Genomic DNA, 17365 nt, shown 5'->3' with positions numbered 1-17365 from the left:
TTACTGGCTTTTGAGGTGAGGAAAGATATATAAGCAGATGCTATCGGTCTGACTTATTAGATCAGGGTACATTTCCGAAGTCATTCTTACATACCTGTCAGTTGCTGCTATAGACTGATGGCCAATATAGGTAGACAGTATGGGAAGTATATAGTACAGATCTTTTCCTTCCTTTGCCAGGGAAGCCATGGATTTAACACAAAAAGTGTGTCGAAGATCATGTATCCTCGGACCAACTGTTTTTCCACGACGTTGTATAGAGGCCGCTTTTAGTATCTTAGTCCACCAATGAAAGAAGCTATTTGGTGGACAAGGGCAGCCATTCATCTTAACAAAGAAGCAATCACTGTGATGAGGAAGCAGTTCTCTGTATTTCCTGTACTGCCTGCAGACTTCGACCAGCGATTCTGATAAGGGCACCATCCGGTCTTTACCGTTTTTACAGTTGCGTAGAACGATATACCCTTGATCAAGATTAACGTCTTTGTTCAATAATGCCGACGCTTCACCGATTCTAATACCAGTTCCTGCCAGCATTCGAAAAAAAGCCGGTAGTACAAAAAGGTTGCTTCTGGCATGCTTATCATAAAGATCCAGTGTGTCGCAGGCTTTAAAGATAGCTCCTAGTTCATCATCAGAAAATATATAAGGAATGAAGTTGTCATGTTTTGTAAATACCTTACAGGGAATATAAGTATCATATCCAAGATTAGATAAATAGATAGCAAACTGACGTAAAAAGCAGTTTCTGTGGCTCCAGGTATCTGTAGCTTCATCAGGGCGCCTGTTACACCATTTTTCAGCCAGTTCTTTTGTAATGGTTACGGAAGAAAGTCCTTCTTTGCAAGCAAAAGCATCAAAAGCAAACAAACTATACTTCTGAGCTTCAGATCTAAAGCCAAGGTTCTTTCTCATATTGATATACTCCTGAACAATAGGCGCCAGTATACCAGGGTTCTTATATTTATTATTCATAAAATGCTCCTCCTTTTTGCGTATAAAACGCTTCAGAAACAACCGGCACTTCCATCGCACATTGGCGTAACGATTCCATATCTATGCGCAAATAGCACATCGAGGTTTGTGTACTGGCATGCCCGAGCAATTCTGATATAACGGGTAAGGGCGTTTTCTGCTCTAGTAAGAAACTGGCCATTGTATGTCGTAATGCATGTGAACCATGTTTTCGCTCACCAATAAAGACTCCTGACTTTGTAATATTCCTGCTCGCCGTCAATGACACTCTCTTAGCACTAATCGGTATAACAGGGAACTGCTTTTCAAGAAAAACATGCGCATCATTGGAGGTTGGTCTTGCATATTTGATATAATCTATGAGGGTTTCGCCAACATCTGTGGTTAACGGAAGCACCACTTTTTCATTTGTTTTAAACTGATTAAAAGATATACTATTCTCAGTCCATCGAATATTTTCAAACTTAAGCCGGCTAATGTCAGAAGCTCGCATTCCCAAGCGTACTGCCAGGATTAGCAGAGCATAATCTCTCTTTCCCAAAGCGGTGCTTCTATCGATAGAGTTTAATATCGTACGTACTTCGTCTTTTGTATAGGTCGATGGCAGCTTTGGTTGCTTTTTATAATTGTCTTTAGGAACAATTACAGAAAAGTCTCTGGCTGTCTTATTTTGTTCATACAGATATCTCAAAAAACCTTTGATTATGGACAAGGCAAGATGTTTAGCTCCCGCAGCTTCAGGCAGTAAGTTTGACGTGTACTTCATCAGGGCGAGTGAAGATATTGTATTGCAGGCGTGTATTTCACTTGCATTTAAGTACTTTAAAAACTGGTATAGATAATAGGAGTAACTGTGCAATGTTTTGACATTCAACCTCAATTTTCTTTTGGATTCGACATAAGCTGCAATTTCATTACCAATTTCTCCAGAAAGTACTACACATTCCCTGCGACGTATCACTTCAATCATCCTGCCTGTCTCTGCAAATTGTATTAAACATAAGGCGCACCGCAGGGAATGCTTTTCGTGATGCGTTAATGATGGTATTGGCCGCAAACCATAGGTGGCGTTGATATAATCGGCGACTGTTGTTGAGGAACAATGAACAATCTTGTTAATATCCATGTACTTTTTAATCCTCCCCCAGATCCAGTTATACATAGATATAGTAGATTCGCTTCTACCTATGTCTTTAAGATATCCAGAAGCCGCCTTTGTTAAAGCTCCATAAGAGCGGTAAACTTTAGTCATAATATTATCTTTTAAGGGGAAGTGACATTACTAACCCATGTAGAAGATAATATTATGTAAACTTTTAGTGCAGGATATGGCTGTAAACAGTGGATCTTAGTCGCAAAGTTTACATAACATATTTGTTTCCATAATCGTGTTTATGTAAATATTTACATAAGCAGGATAAGGCGTTAGTCGAACGTTCAGTTGAGCTGGTGTATCAGCGTATTTATTATCCGCTATCCCGTCATACCTTCTTTTCCCTCGACGAGATCAATGTTGAGATCAGCAATATGCTTTTAACTTATAATGATTACCTGTTTGCGCATGGAGGTACTACCCGCCGGCAACAATTTATTGACACTGAAAAGGAATGGTTGCAACCATTACCTCAGGGGCGTTATCATCTACGACAATACAGACGTGCCAAGGTGCAGAAGACAAGCTATATCTTCTTAAGTGAAAACCGTAACTACTATAGCGTACCTTATCGATATCAGGGCCTGCATGTGGAGGTGCAGTATAATCAATTATCAGTAGAGATCTTTTATAATCACACCCGCATAGCCAGTCACCGTCGCTGTTTTACTTCAGGGCACTATACCACAGTCAGCGAACATATGCCCTCCACTCATCAGGTATATAATGGCTGGAGCCCTCAGTTTTTTGAGGATAAAGCAGCTCTGGTAGGTAATAATACTCTTCTCTATATACAAAGGCTATTAGCTCAGTATAATTATCCTGAAATCGCTTATAAGCAATGCCAGGGCATACTGGCATTAGGAAAAGATTATGGCATACAACGCCTGGAACAGGCATGTCATCGTGCACTGGAATATCATAAAGCAGGCTATCATACCATCGAACGCATTTTGAAGGCTGGGCTTGACCAGTTAGAAGAACTTCTTACAGAGCTACCCACTATCCCAGAGCATACTAACATCCGTGGAGCTTCGGAGTACCGCTAATCTATTCCTCCACAATTATCTATAAAACATATCATAATGAATGAAAACAACACCGTAGAAAAATTACGTCGAATGCATCTAATCGCAATGGCAGGTCTTTATCATCAAAGTCTTACTGACCAACATTATGCACATTATACAGCAGATGAACTACTGACACTGTTGGTGGATGCTGAATGGGAACATCGTCAGAAAAACCGTATTGAAAGCCTGATCAGGCAGGCTGGGTTTAAACAGGTCGTATCACCACAGAATATTGACTATCTGACTAATCGTAATCTCGACAAGAATGTGATAGAAAGATTACTTAATCTACAGTTCCTGGAGAAATCCGAGAACATTATTATAACCGGTCCTACAGGCTGTGGCAAAAGCTTCCTCGCACAATGCCTCGGTGTAAAAGCTTGTCAGATGCTTAACCGTACTCATTATTACCCTTCCACACGCTTCCTTGACAAAGTCAAATTAGCCAGACTGGATGGATCCTACTCCAAGATGTTACGTACACTTGGAAAGCTCCCCTTACTAATTATAGATGATTTTTTATTGACTCCAGTAGATCAGGCAGCCCGCGCAGCCTTACTTGACGTAATCGAAGAACGTTATGAGAAAGGGGCTACTATTATATCTACTCAGATACCAGTGGAACAGTGGCATCCCCTAATAGGAGAAAGTACCATGGCTGATGCAATACTAGACAGACTAGTATACTCTTCACACAGAATATCACTGACAGGGGAATCTTTGAGAAAGAAAAAGAAACTTACTGCTTAATTTTTAATCAATACCCGTAATATTGCAATGGAAAGTGGCCCAATGACTCCGTTAACCCTGGCCCCATATCCTCCGTTTGGGCCGGACCAGTATCACCGTAATAGACAATTGCTTTATTGGAGTCATTAGCAGAAAAACTGCGGATGCACTATTCATATAAGTATGACAATATGGTAGGCATGTATGGATCTGAACATTTTTCAAGCATATTCCCGGTACACAAACGTTTTGTGCTGCTTGTGACCGGGACCAAGGGCCTGGCAGAAAACGACTATACCATCAAATATCTCCTGTATATTCCGGAGGAGGGAAGCATTTACGAGTGGGAATACTTTCCTCCTGGAGTTAACAGCTTTCATGATGCAGAATCTGTTATTAACCAGTTAAAGACTGTCACTTACTGGGATAGTTATAGTTACTTTCATTCTTCATGCACGCTGGACGATGATAGCTTCTGGGAGCAATGCGTTTTCCTACAAGAAAATGGAGAATACAAGTATTTACGTGAATTAACATTTGACGAAAACAGTCTTTCATTGAAACTATGAGTGCTATACAAGTTTATCTAACTGGTAAATCCAATAGAACTCCAGTGCGCCACAAAATGCAGTAATACAATTTATTGTCAAATTTCACACATAATGAACCTATTTTTAGCTCCCGAACTCAAATTTAATGTCAACATATAACTTCTTATAAAGATTATGGCAGCCTCAGACATTATCAACTATCAATATAATCACAGCTCAATTCTGGACCAGCAACAATTACTATTGTCTGGTTACAGCGAAATACAGCCTGCATCCTGTTTTTTTCAGGGTTTTCTTACAGAGCCATATATTGTTTCCCGCTGTCTGATCACTTTATCAAATATCGTTAAATCCAGTTTTAATCTGTCTCCTTTTCAAATGGCTATGATGCGCGATCCTATTGCTACTGCCGGCAATGAAAAGATTAGATTTGAAGGCTTTTCTCACTGTGCAGGTGTGTATGCAAGGGTTGATATATTGCCGGGGGCTATTGACGGGGAATTTCCGGCCAATGGAACGGTAAACGTGGATTTTAACCAGCCGATGATTAATGCATTGGGAGGTGTTCGCAGACAGGGGCAGATAATGCTGAATATCGGAGCTAAGGAAATCAGTATGCAGACGTCGGTAACAGAAAAAGTTGTAGAACGCAAGGTACCTTTGCCGCTGAAATGGATAAAGGGGTTAACAACTGTACAAATGTTCTTATCGGCCGCAGAAAATGTGTATACATTTAATCAATTGCAGGCCATGCAGTTGTTTCAAAGCATTCCTACCGGACAACCCAAAACAGACTATTACCTGATAAGAAGAGGCAATAAACTAGTGTTTTCCCCGGCTAAGAAGACCAATGTCTTATGTGTAGGTGGTGTACACCGGCTTAAACTGCTGGAGCCACTATTGCCTCTGGCGAATGAGCTGAAAGTCTTTGCCGGACCGAATATGCAATCAACCACCTGGCAGTTATATTTTGGAAATGTACGATTTAGCTTTTCGTTGTCGAGAGAATGCTGGCGAGGCTTCTCCGGAGAGGGCGCTGCACTGGAATCGTTAGTAGCAGACGTTCCTGATGCATGGCTGGACGCTATGAATAAATACAGTTATGCCAATCAGGAATTCAATCCTGCTTTACTGGCCGTCGAAGAAAATATTGGTTTTGATAAAGTTGACAATCTGACTGGTAGAATGGCTGCGATGGGCTTATTAGGTTACGATCTGGATGACAGGAACTTTTTTTATCGCCGGTTACCTTTTAAGCAAAGCCGGATTTTGCAATTGAATCCGCGCATGAGGGATGCTGAGAAGTTACTGGAAGAGGATAAAGTAGTCATTTTACAAAGTGACAACAACCGTACAGAGGCGCGCATAGAAGGAAGCGGGGTGCAGCATACGGTGATTATCGATCATGACAAAGCCCGTTGTACCTGTACCTGGTATGCGAAGAACCAGGGACAACGCGGACCATGTAAACATATACTGGCAGTAAAGATAAAATTATGACGATAATAGATAAGCTAAAGGATCTCATTGAAAAGGGATTAAGTAATGAAATCATCGTTTTTTTGAAAGGATTGAGTGAGGGTGAGCGGAAAAGTCTGATAACTGTTTTGAAAGAGTTAAATGTTTATTACACAGAATTCGTGGATCTTACCACAATGGCTAAATCTGATAAACAGTGGCAGGTAGGTCATTCATATGGATCTCGCGCCCGTGGTGAACAGGGAACTGCACTATCAATTGCATCTTTTATTTGTCTGGATAAAAAGGGGTTTGAAAAAAGTTATTTTCCTGCTGGCATGATGAAACAGGATATCCTCGATCAGATACTACCCTGGTATGTACCTTCCTGGTTTAAACAGCTACTTGAAGATATTAATACAGGAAACAGTTACAGGCTTGATTATGACCTTATCATGCAACTGGAAACAACAGGATATTTCACCCCTTCTCCGGAATTAATTACGACTCATTTACCTGCTCTCATCTACGGGACAAATTTTATTGAACAAAGAGCATACACCGCAAAAGGAGAATTTCTGCTGAGATATCCAGATACACTTAATAAGCATTTCTGGTATATTTTCGAATATCCTACAGCCATCCATACCCTTAACCGTTATAGTGAAACACCTACCGGTTGGAAAGATTTCATACTAAAATTTGCAGAAGAAGGCCGGCTGGACAGAATGCGTATTTTACGGGAAAGTCTGTTGACGGCTAACCGTAATTTTAATAAAGTATTAGTTGGCTGGTTTATGGATCTGTTCATCTCACTAAAGCCCTCCGAAGAAGAACTACGGACATTACAACCTATCCTGATGACGCTATTGGATGCAAAGCAGACTATCTCAGTGAGCCTGGCATTGAACTTTCTTAAACAGTTTAAAGAACTTGACTATAATACATTCATCACACACCTTTCGCAGATAATTTTATCAGGTACGAAATCGATCCTGATTACTGCACTACAGCTATCAGAAACTATTTGTAAGGAGCACGATGAAGTTAGGCAACCTGTTTGTACCCATCTTTGTCAGATCTTTTTAAATAAAGAAAAGGCTATTCAGTTGAAAGCAGCTAAAATTATTACTACTTATGGCTTTCCTGCTTCTGAGACTTTGCAGCACCAATTACAGTTGTTCTCAGATACTATGCTAACAGACGTTCGCCCATTGTTGTTGACAAATCCTGTAACTGTTATATTAGCTGATGAAGAACTACCAGATAAAATACCATTAATCGGAGAACATAATCTTATTCAACCTGTCAATACTGTAGAAGAGCTGATATATTTTGCCAGTCAGGCTTTTGAAAATAACGAGCCGCATCATGCAGAATTATTACCTGCAGTTTTAATCAATTTACAGGATCAAATTACTGAGGATGTTTTAATACAGTTGATGCCTGCGCTTAAAAGGGCTGAAAAATTGCATGCACGCCCAACAAATAATATGGGTCAGTTGGATTATCAGCTTACAAATTTCTTTCTGCGCTATTTTAAGCGGCCGGGCTATGTTGGGCCCAGAAAAATTGAAGAAGCGATTGTTAATCCTTATATTTTACTATGGCAATACGCGCTGGAAAAATTGGAAGCTAAAGATACAGTGCCTTTATTATCTACTCCTACGCATACTCCTGGCTGGATAGACCCTGTAGTATTGGTAAACCGTTTATCACAGTATAAAGATAAAAAACCGGATGATCTGGATTTGCAGATAGCTATTTGTCGTTGTGCTTTAGAAGATACAACAGCAGCCATTGCTTTAACGAAGCAAATATTGACCGGAGAATACAGGGATCTGTTACTATTTCTGTTGGATAAATCAGCTGTCTCTGTCAAAGATGGAAACGCATGGACACAGGCGGCCAATAGAAAAGGAATTGATTTACCAACTGGTAAAATACCACCTGTCTATTTGCATGGTAATTTCAATTGGAGTACAGAGTCGGAGCCTTATCTCGCTTATGGAACATATAATAGAGAAACCAATGATTATAACAGAGTACCATCATTTCGTACATCCATCTTAATTAAATTTCCTGCCGTGGAGCCGTTGCACGAAACAGCGCCATTACTACAGGAATACCTGGTAAACCGGGCAATGTATTTTCGCCTATCAGCAGCAGATTTACCCAAAATGCTATCGTTGACACCTGCTAATCCTTCTCTGGTACTGGCAAATATCATAAAATCTTATATGCCTTTATCTGCTACTTATGAGGTGAATGAAACGACTGCAATTACTGCGGCAATTATCTACCTGAAAGACTTTCTATTACCTTATACAGCTACAGCAAAATTATTCATTGCCACCTGCATGTTACATCCGGATAAAACGATTCGTGCATTAGCAGCAGAATGCTGGATAACAGGTGTCAGTTATAAAAGACTGAATAGTGATGAAATCGGACGGATTATAGGTATCCATCAAAGTGTGGAGTGGGCGCCACTAAAACGCTTTACAGACCTGATTAACGAACATATGATGCAGGTTAGTAAACAGCATAACGAGGCGCTGGAAATACTATTATCTGCCTGTATTGAGTTATTACCGGACATGCCCGTAAAAAACCTGAAAACATTGTTAGAGATTTATACAGAAGTGCTGGCTGTGAATGGACATTCCGTTACTCATCCTATAGTAAAAGAGCGGCTGAAGGTATGGGAATCTTCTGCTGTGCTTAAGAAATTAGTGTCAAAAATGAATACATGAGTGTAACGATAGAAGAACACCTTACTTTTTCAGAAAATTATTGATTTAATAAATCCCTTTCCCTTTTCTCCCAATACTCAAATAGGATTACTTAGGTTGAGCCTATGTCCGTCAGCCGCACTACTGCAAAACTGTTTGTTGTGTGCTGCCATATTTTTTTGTTTTGCTAATTTTTGTACCAATCCTGTTGCTACTTACTTGCATATTTCCGTCTGATTTAAATACATATTTTGCTTGTCCAGTAAATGTTTCTTTTGGGTATTTTGAATATAAAAGTTGGTCAGTCACCTGTCGTAGTTGATTCGATGAACTCTCATCAGCTAAATAATTTTCCTTCAACATATAGATGACAGAAATGTACTTCAAATTTTGATTTTGAATTTTGTCATACACCTTCACGCTTGCGTTTAAATTTTGTCCCAAACTGTCTGCAAATAATTTTTCAAGTTCCTTACTTTCTTTACTGTTGTAGCTGGTTTCAATATAACCGATTTTTGAAAATGCTGGTTTTAATGCTTGAAAAGGCAGCATAAAAAGCAGCAAAATCCCGTATGAAATTGCAAGAGGTAGTATAGCTTTCTTAATATCAAATTTTGGCTGTTCAACATTTATCGGGTCATAAGGAACAACTTTTGTTCCCGCTACTCTGTCTCCAATTCTTCTGCTTGGATTGGTTAGCGTTACGATAACTTCAACTGGCCAAATAACGCAAAATATGTTTCTGATAAAACATTTTAAGGGTGAGGCAACTTGCCCTGTATTGTTGTCAACTACTTGCGTTTGGGTAGTTCTTTTTCCTATGCTGCGTCCATTTACAATATCCTTGCAGAAATACAATGCAAATCCGAAAAGTGCAACATACAATAATGGTCCGCCAAAATCCATTTCTGTTTGTTCGTGTGTAATTGTAAAGGCATTGAAAAAGCTTTTTATCATCATTGGTATAAAGAATACCATTGCTATCATAGTCATAATGAAATGGTCAAATATCATTGAGCCAAGTCTTGTTCCAACGTTTACTTCTTTTTGCCCGGTCATATTTATTGATTATCAGTTAGTAAGGTGTATAGAAAAGGTAGCATACAACTCGAAAATAGAAGCAATTGTCCAATTTTCAAAATCTTTATATTAACTTATGATGCATGCTATGCATCATGCTATTGCTAAGTGTCAGCTAACAACAAATGCAGGTATGCTTTTCATTGATTTCCCTACCGGGGATAGTACGTTGGCCTGCCCTCCTTATTGTCCGCATCCTGATCTCGCTTATTTATAATCCCCTCCCATAATTTCCGTTTATGATTACGTAAAAAACAACTCTTTCTTGCCAACATCAGCAAAATCGGCAGCATCATTAGCGTGACAGAAGCCCTTGAAATAATGGTGGTATATCAGCATCAGACTCCCAATGGTATCGGCGTTGTTCTGTACAGCAGGGAATTGTTTGACAAGTTGCTAAACGTTCCTGTTTGTGATGGCATACGTTTAGTAAATGCCATGCATGAATATCAGCACTCAATAGTGCTGTAGACAACCACGACGTAGCTACCGGGTACAAAAGGCCGGATATATAATCTCCGGCCTCCCCTTTTTTATATCAGCTAAATCCTTACTCAAAAAACGGCATCCCCGCTATCGCATACTTTCTCATTCCTTCTTCATTAATCTCTACACCTATACCAGCCTTTTCTGAAACAGTGATGAAACCGTTATCCACCCATTCGCCGTCATAGGATACGATTTCCTTAAACATAGGTTGTGTATGAAAATAACTCTGCCATTCCAAAATCATGAAATTAGGTACAGCAGCGCAGACATGTGCTGAAGCCATAGCGCCAAGAAAAGATGCTACCATATGTGGTGCAAACGGCACATAGTAAAGGTTAGCCAGGTTCGCAATCCGTTGGCCTTCCCCTAGCCCACCACATTTTTGCAGGTCAGGCATAACGATATCTACCGCACCTGTCTCAAGCATTCTTCTGAACCCATAAGCCAGATATTGGTTTTCGCCAACGCAAATAGGTGTACTGGTGGAATCAGCAATTAATTTATAGGCTTCTACATTTTCAGCCGGTACTGGTTCTTCCAGCCACATCAGGTTCAGGGGTTCCAGTCGTTTGGCAATGGTGCGGGCAGTGACTGCATCATAGCGACCATGCATATCTGCACAGATATCAATGTCCGGGCCTACTGCCTGACGGGCAGCTGCCAGTTGATCATACATACGTTGCAGCTCTGCCGGGCTGGCTGTCCAGTTATATAAATCATACTTATTGGGATCGTTTACCTGATCAAGATCGAACTTGATGGCATTGAATCCCATTTTCCTGGCGTTTAGGGCTGCTTCCGCAAAATCATTGGGTGTAGGCAAATTACGTTGATACAGCGCGGTATCACAATATACGCGTACTTTATCACGGAACTTACCACCCAGCAACTGGTAAACGGGAAGGTGCAGAGCTTTGCCTGCAAGGTCCCACAACGCTGTTTCTATGGCCGACAATACTGCTACATACATTCCTGACTGAGCACCCTGAAAAAAGCCTGATTTACGGATGTCTTCAAACAAGCGGTGCACATTCAGCGGACTTTTCCCAACTATGCGTTCGCCAAAATTCTTTACCAGGTAATATGTGCCGGCAATAGCATCCACTCCTTCTCCACAACCCCAGATATCCTGGTTGGTGTAAATCTTTACAAACAAACTACCTCTAATATAACCGCATTTTACTTTTGTGATCTTCAGATCAGAAGGTGAGGACGCTTTGGGGGTACGGTCAATTGCTGTTTCATAAACCTGGCCGAAAATGGATAGGGGAGCCAGCGCGCCGGCAATGGCGGTATGAGTTATAAAAGACCTTCTTGAATGATGGGTTTTCATTTACAGGTGTTTTATTGGATGAGCATATTTTTGCTGCAGATTGCCGATTGCTTCAAATTCATCGAACAATTTGGCACTTAACTTTTCAAATATGCAGAAGTAATCAGCATAGATTGTATGATGCTGTTTATTCGGTTTGAAAACATTGGGAATTTCAGCCACTGGTGCTACATTATCCAGTGATGTATAAATTCCCATTTCGGTAGCACTTAACAAATAGGCACCAAAGCTTACGCTATGAAATTGTTGCCTTACCTGCACTGGCTTACTGAATATATCAGCAATCAGCTGGCTGCAAAAAGGAATCGTACCAAAACTACCATTTACTGAAAGACTGTTGATGGTTTGCTGTTCGCTCAGCGTTTTACCGATGCTGTAGATTTCATACAAAATACCTTCTATTGTAGCTCTTATAAAATGCCTGCGTTCATGTTTAATGTTAAGTCCAAAATAAGCGCCACGGGCATTCGCATTCCAGATGGGCGCACGTTCACCTAAAAGATAAGGCAGGAACAACAATCCATCTGATCCCGTTGGCACATTAGCGGCTTCTTCCATCAGTTGTTGTATACTGTTCTCCATATCAAACGGATTAGTAAATTCTCCGAATTGCCGGGTGAACCATTCAAAAATATTTCCGCCATTATTCGTAGGTCCACCTGATACATAACAATTATCAGTAAGGAGGTAATTGAAGAACCGCATTTGTTCATCTTTTAATATATTTGGCCCCATTACCCTTACAGCGCCACTGTCTTCAATTGTTATGCTGGCTTTCTCTTCTCCTTTTACAATGCCGTCGCCTAAAGTAGCCAGGCAACCATCACTGGAACCAATAAGTATCTTCGTTTCTGCAGACAACCGTAATGATTGCTGATACGCGTTTTTCAATTTACCTGCTTTTGTAAACACAGGCACCAGCATAGCTAATTGATTTGCGGTAATACCTGCGTATTGTAATGCATCATCTTCCCATTGCACTGTATGAATATTCAATAAACCTGTGGCAGAAGCAATGCTGTAATCTATCATATACTCGCCGGTAAGCTGATGAATAACGTAACTTTTGATGGACAGGAACTTGCTGGTGAGCCTGAAGCGCTCTGCATCACGATTTCTGATCCAGGCTATTTTCACCAGAGGCGACATGGGATGAATAGGCGTACCCGTTAACTCATAGAGCTTTTTCCCCAGCTGCGAATCACGTAACTCCTGCGCTTCTTTTTTGGCCCGGTTATCGGCCCAGGTAATAGCGTTGCCGATTGGATTCCCATTCTTATCGACAGCCAGTACGCTGTGCATGGATGCACAGAAACATATACTGGCCACTTTGTATTTTTTCGGGTGTATATATTCGTTCAGAATATTCTTTAGTACATATAAAGTTGTAATAAAGATCTGTTCGGGGTCCTGCTCACTGTGATCAGGTTCGGCATGAAATGTAGGATAGAAGCCCTTCATAGAGCCAATGATGCAGCCACGGAGATCATAGGCAAATACCCGTATCCCATTTGTTCCTAACTCAATTGTTATGATGCATTCCATATTACTGGATATTATATATTACGCAAATGATTTTTTCTGAATTCGCTGGGACGGTAACCAGTTAGCTTTTTAAAAGTAGTTGAAAAGTGTTGGGATGAATAAAATCCCGTATCCAGCGCTATATTAGTTACCGTAATATCTACCCGCTTTAATAATTTAATAGCCTCTGAAATGCGGATATTAATCAGGTAATTAATAGGTGAAAAACCTGAATAGCTTTTTACTTTTTCTGTGAACAACGTTGTGCCCATACCTACCAGACCAGCCATTTCTTCTACGGTCCACTGATGCGCCAGATCCTGACGTAACAATACTTCCAGCTGTGTAAAAGTTTTAGGGAAATCACGGGTAGAATGTGTTTGTTGAGTCATTTTACGGGTAATCTGTATCAGTAATTCATCGATCTGGTGATTGACACGAGCCTGAAATGCCACTTCCATCTCTGATAATTCCGTATAAATACATTTAATAATCCTGCCTACTTCGTTGAAGCGACTCAATGCAGGCAAATTGTTTAATGATAAGATCTTCCCGATGGCGGCAGCCTCACTATCAGACAACCCACTCCATTTACCGGGTTGTATATGTCCATCCTTCTTAGGTAAGGCCAGATGTATCCAGGTAAAAGAACCGATCTTCAGCACGTCATTGTCACAACCAAATGGGATATCAGGCATTATCAGCGCTACATCACCGGGATAAAAAACATATGGTTGATGGTTGATGTGCCACTCAAACCGCCCCTCTATTATATGATATATACGTAATCCTTCCATAATCGTGGTAGGAAACATATTCAGCTGGATGGAGCCATTCTTCTTCATGCCCAACTCCAGAATATGCGGAAACAGAAGCATTTCTGCCGATTTACCATGTTGTAGCACAAATTGATTCATATGGGTTATATACAAATTGTCATGGAATTTTAATTCGCTGTATAGGCTTCTATAAAGAAAAGAAATTTGTTCTAATTGCACGTACAAAATTCACCTCCGTTCTATTTTGGAAGTTTTTAAATGTAATACCAGATAATTTGTAGCCTTAAGAATTCCTCACCACTCCAAGTTGCGTTATGAAAAAATATTTCTACTGTAGAGCATCCCGCTTTGCGAGGTGCTGGCTGTTTGTCATTTTCAATTTAATCTGCTCTGTTACGTATGCACAAAATATTACAGGCATTGTATCGGATGATAAGGGAACAAAAATGCCCGGGGTTTCAGTGACAGTAAAAGGCAGCTCGCTGGGAACCACTTCTGATAACACCGGCAGATACAGCATTCATGCTTCTCCTAATGCTACGCTCGTGTTCAGTTTTGTAGGATTTAAAACAACAGAAGTGAAAATTGCGGACCGCACGGCGATAGATGTATCCATGATTATTGATAACCAGAACCTGGGTGAGGTGGTCGTAACCGCCCTGGGTATTAAAAAACAGGCACGTAGTCTCGGATATGCTGCAACCAGCGTTAAACCCGAAGAAATAAGTGTAAACCGCAGCAGTAATGTCATGAATGCATTGCAGGGTAAGGTGGCCGGAGTAAATATCTCCTCTCTGGGCACAGGCCCTGGCGGTACTTCAAAGATCCGCATCCGCGGCCAGTCATCAATTTCAGGGCAGAATAATCCGCTGATCGTTATAAACGGTGTTCCGGTTGACAATACCAATTTTAACGACAATACCATTGGTGTAAAAGGTGGTGGTGTGTTTGCAGATGGTGGAGATGGATTGTCAAGCATTAATCCTGACGACATTGAAAACATGACCATCTTAAAAGGGGCTCCGGCATCTGCCCTTTATGGGTCACGTGCCAAAGATGGGGTGATCATGATCACGACAAAAACGAAAGGGAAAACCAAAGGAATCGGTGTTACTTATAACCTGAATTATACTAACGATACACCTCTTGATTACACTGATTACCAGCATGAATACGGTCAGGGTGAAAACGGTGTTCGTCCTACAGCACCCAACCCTACTTCAGGCCAATGGTCGTTTGGTGAAAAATTTGAGCCAGGTATGACGCAAATCCTTTTTAATAATTTAACTGTCCCCTATACACCACAGGGCAGCCGCATAAAAGAATTTTATCGCCATGGGCAAAATATTGCCAATACGATTGCCTTTGAAAGCAGCAGCGATAAAGGTGGTTTCCGGATGTCATTAAACAATACCAGTAATCAGGGCATTATGCCCAATAATACGTTTAACCGCAAATCCATGAACCTCGGTTTTAGTTACAATCTGTCTGAACAATTTCTGATATCAGGTAACGTAAATTATTCACGGGAAATCAATACAAACCCTCCAAATATTGCTAACCAGGATAATTCCATTCCCACTACGCTGATGGCGATGTCTACGTCTATGCCATTGCATGTGCTGGATGAAAACAAATACAATGCAGCAGGTGATGAATACAATTGGTCAAGGTTCACCAACCGCACCAATCCGTATTGGGTATTGGCAGAACAATTCCACAATATAAAACGGGATCGTATTTTCGGTAATGTAACCCTGAAGTACAACTTACGCCCGTGGCTGAGTGTGCAGGGGCGGTTTGGGCAGGACTACTGGTCCAGGGATGAAGACGTAAACAACTTCCCTACCGGTCAGGCTTCCAGGGCGGCCGCACCACCGGGTTTTGTGAATGGCTTATATACGCAGGAGTCCCGCCGTTTCCGGGAAACCAACCTTGACTACCTGGTAAATGCAAATAAAAAATTCGGTGTGGTGGAAGTGAACCTGAATGCCGGTGGTAACCGCATGCGCAAACGGACTGACGCCAACAATGTAGTTGTAACCGATTTTATTACCCGGGGAATATATACCGTACAAAACGGACGATCCAAAGACCCGGTGTATACATTGATAGAACAGGGTGTGAACTCTCTGTATAGTTCTGCTGAATTGAACTTTAATCAAACTTACTACCTGACCGGTACCCTTCGCAACGACTGGTTTTCTACGCTTTCACCGGAGAACAGAAGTATTATGTATCCATCTGTTTCCGGTAGTTATATTTTTTCTGAACACCTGACTCATGTTAAATGGTTGAATTTTGGTAAACTCCGGCTAGGCTATGCCGAAGTGGGCAGCGATGGCGATGTAGCTCCGTATTCCAACCAATTGTTTTATACTCCTAATGCCAATTTCATTAACAACCCTAATGGACAGCCAGTACCTGTTGGGACCAGTGCTATCAGTAATAATGTGACCGGCACTACCTTACCTAATGCTAATCTGAAACCTAGCCGTATAGCAGAAGTAGAAGCCGGTTTGGAAATGCGGCTCTTCAACAACCGTGTAAATATTGATCTGGCAGTTTACCGCAAGATTACCAGCGACCAGATTGTACTTGTGCAGATCTCCGATGCATCTGGTTATCTGAACACGCCAATCAACAGTGGTAAAAGCCGTAACCATGGCTTTGAAGCTATGCTGAACCTGGTACCAGTTAAAAGCGCTGACTGGAGCTGGGAATTTACCGCCAATACCTCTTACAATATTACCAAAGTACTCAGCATTATTACTAACAAACCAGGCGAACGCATCACCACCGGTACACATGTATTTAATGGAGAAACCAGGCATGTAGTAGGGCAGGAAATAGGGCAGATTGCCGGCTATGGGTATGCGTATAATGAAAAAGGCCAGCAAATATTTCAATCAAACGGTTTGCCACAGCGTAGCTCCGACTTTATGTTATATGGCAGCGCTCTGCCAAAATGGGTAGGTGGTTTTTTGAATACTGTCAATTACAAAGGATTTAGACTAAGCGTGTTCATAGACTACAAACTTGGTAATAAAATGCTGTCGGGTACCAACTTCAATGCTGTGCGGCATGGACTGCACAAAATGACGCTGGAAGGACGTGAGGGCGGCGTAAAAGGTGTGGGTGTAGATGCTGGTGGCAATCCCAATAATGCCGTGGCAGCTGTGCAAACCTATTGGGAACACCTTCGTTCACAACAGATCATCGCTCCTGTTGTATACAACGGTGGTTACTGGAAATTGCGGCAGGTGTCCCTGGGTTATGATCTTACCAAACATATTCCGGTCAGATGGCCCATTAAAGGTGTAAAACTTGACCTTGTAGCCAACAATGTATTGCTATTAAAGAAGTGGGTTGATAATATTGATCCGGAAACATTTGGCTTTGGCTCTGACAACCAGATAGGGCTTGAATCTCCCGGATTACCTACCTCCCGTAGCCTTGGATTGAATCTGAATATTAAACTCTAGT

The 17365-nt window shown here is 41.2% G+C and carries 12 protein-coding genes; 6 read left to right on the top strand and 6 right to left on the bottom strand.

Annotated elements, in window-relative coordinates:
- Together QQL36_RS16680 and QQL36_RS16675 are read right to left on the bottom strand one after the other, a co-directional pair.
- Entirely contained in the window at positions 1-975 is a 975-nt protein-coding gene (locus QQL36_RS16680; protein WP_321568521.1) for a tyrosine-type recombinase/integrase, read from the bottom strand.
- Positions 968-2227 (bottom strand): site-specific integrase, encoded by a 1260-nt coding sequence (locus tag QQL36_RS16675; RefSeq protein WP_321568522.1) that lies wholly within the window; start codon positions 2225-2227, stop codon positions 968-970. Before QQL36_RS16675 ends, QQL36_RS16680 begins: the two co-directional genes overlap by 8 nt.
- Positions 2228-2424: 197 nt before the next feature.
- Here QQL36_RS16675 and QQL36_RS16670 point away from each other — a divergent pair, with 197 nt between their 5' ends.
- The 5 genes from QQL36_RS16670 to QQL36_RS16650 all read left to right on the top strand — a co-directional run bounded on the left by QQL36_RS16670 (position 2425) and on the right by QQL36_RS16650 (position 8695).
- Positions 2425-3177, top strand: a complete 753-nt coding sequence (locus QQL36_RS16670; protein WP_321569946.1) for a Mu transposase domain-containing protein — start codon at positions 2425-2427, stop codon at positions 3175-3177.
- Between the two features lie 72 nt (positions 3178-3249).
- Positions 3250-3951 (top strand): IS21-like element helper ATPase IstB, encoded by a 702-nt coding sequence (istB, locus tag QQL36_RS16665; protein ID WP_321569947.1) that lies wholly within the window; start codon positions 3250-3252, stop codon positions 3949-3951.
- Between the two features lie 143 nt (positions 3952-4094).
- A complete protein-coding gene (locus tag QQL36_RS16660; RefSeq protein ID WP_321570348.1) occupies positions 4095-4499 on the top strand; it encodes a hypothetical protein in 405 nt (134 codons plus the stop codon).
- A 156-nt stretch (positions 4500-4655) separates the two neighbouring features.
- A complete protein-coding gene (locus QQL36_RS16655; protein ID WP_321570347.1) occupies positions 4656-5981 on the top strand; it encodes an SWIM zinc finger family protein in 1326 nt (441 codons plus the stop codon).
- A complete protein-coding gene (locus tag QQL36_RS16650) occupies positions 5978-8695 on the top strand; it encodes a DUF6493 family protein (protein ID WP_321570346.1) in 2718 nt (905 codons plus the stop codon). The genes QQL36_RS16655 and QQL36_RS16650 overlap by 4 nt, the downstream gene beginning before the upstream one ends.
- Before the next feature lie 120 nt (positions 8696-8815).
- On the opposite strand, the gene QQL36_RS16645 is transcribed toward QQL36_RS16650, so the two are convergent.
- The 4 genes from QQL36_RS16645 to QQL36_RS16630 form a co-directional block, all read right to left on the bottom strand.
- On the bottom strand, positions 8816-9733 hold the full coding sequence (locus QQL36_RS16645) for an RDD family protein (protein WP_321570345.1): 918 nt from the start codon (positions 9731-9733) through the stop codon (positions 8816-8818).
- Positions 9734-10304: 571 nt separating this feature from the next.
- Positions 10305-11576 carry a mandelate racemase/muconate lactonizing enzyme family protein gene (locus QQL36_RS16640; protein WP_321570344.1) on the bottom strand — a complete coding sequence of 424 codons (1272 nt, stop codon included), beginning with the start codon at positions 11574-11576 and terminating at the stop codon, positions 10305-10307.
- Positions 11577-13121 carry a gluconokinase gene (locus QQL36_RS16635; RefSeq protein WP_083730079.1) on the bottom strand — a complete coding sequence of 515 codons (1545 nt, stop codon included), beginning with the start codon at positions 13119-13121 and terminating at the stop codon, positions 11577-11579.
- 11 nt (positions 13122-13132) lie between these two features.
- Entirely contained in the window at positions 13133-14017 is an 885-nt protein-coding gene (locus tag QQL36_RS16630; protein ID WP_083730080.1) for a helix-turn-helix transcriptional regulator, read from the bottom strand.
- 176 nt (positions 14018-14193) lie between these two features.
- Between QQL36_RS16630 and QQL36_RS16625 the strand changes: the two genes are divergently transcribed.
- Positions 14194-17364, top strand: coding sequence for a SusC/RagA family TonB-linked outer membrane protein (locus tag QQL36_RS16625; RefSeq protein WP_321570343.1), 3171 nt, complete (start codon positions 14194-14196; stop codon positions 17362-17364).
- The last annotated feature ends 1 nt before the right edge of the window (position 17365 follow it).

Source organism: Chitinophaga sp. LS1, assembly GCF_034274695.1.
Classification (GTDB): Bacteria; Bacteroidota; Bacteroidia; order Chitinophagales; family Chitinophagaceae; genus Chitinophaga.
Note: the sequence above shows the minus strand (reverse complement) of the source record. Positions and strands in the feature narration are given on the sequence as shown.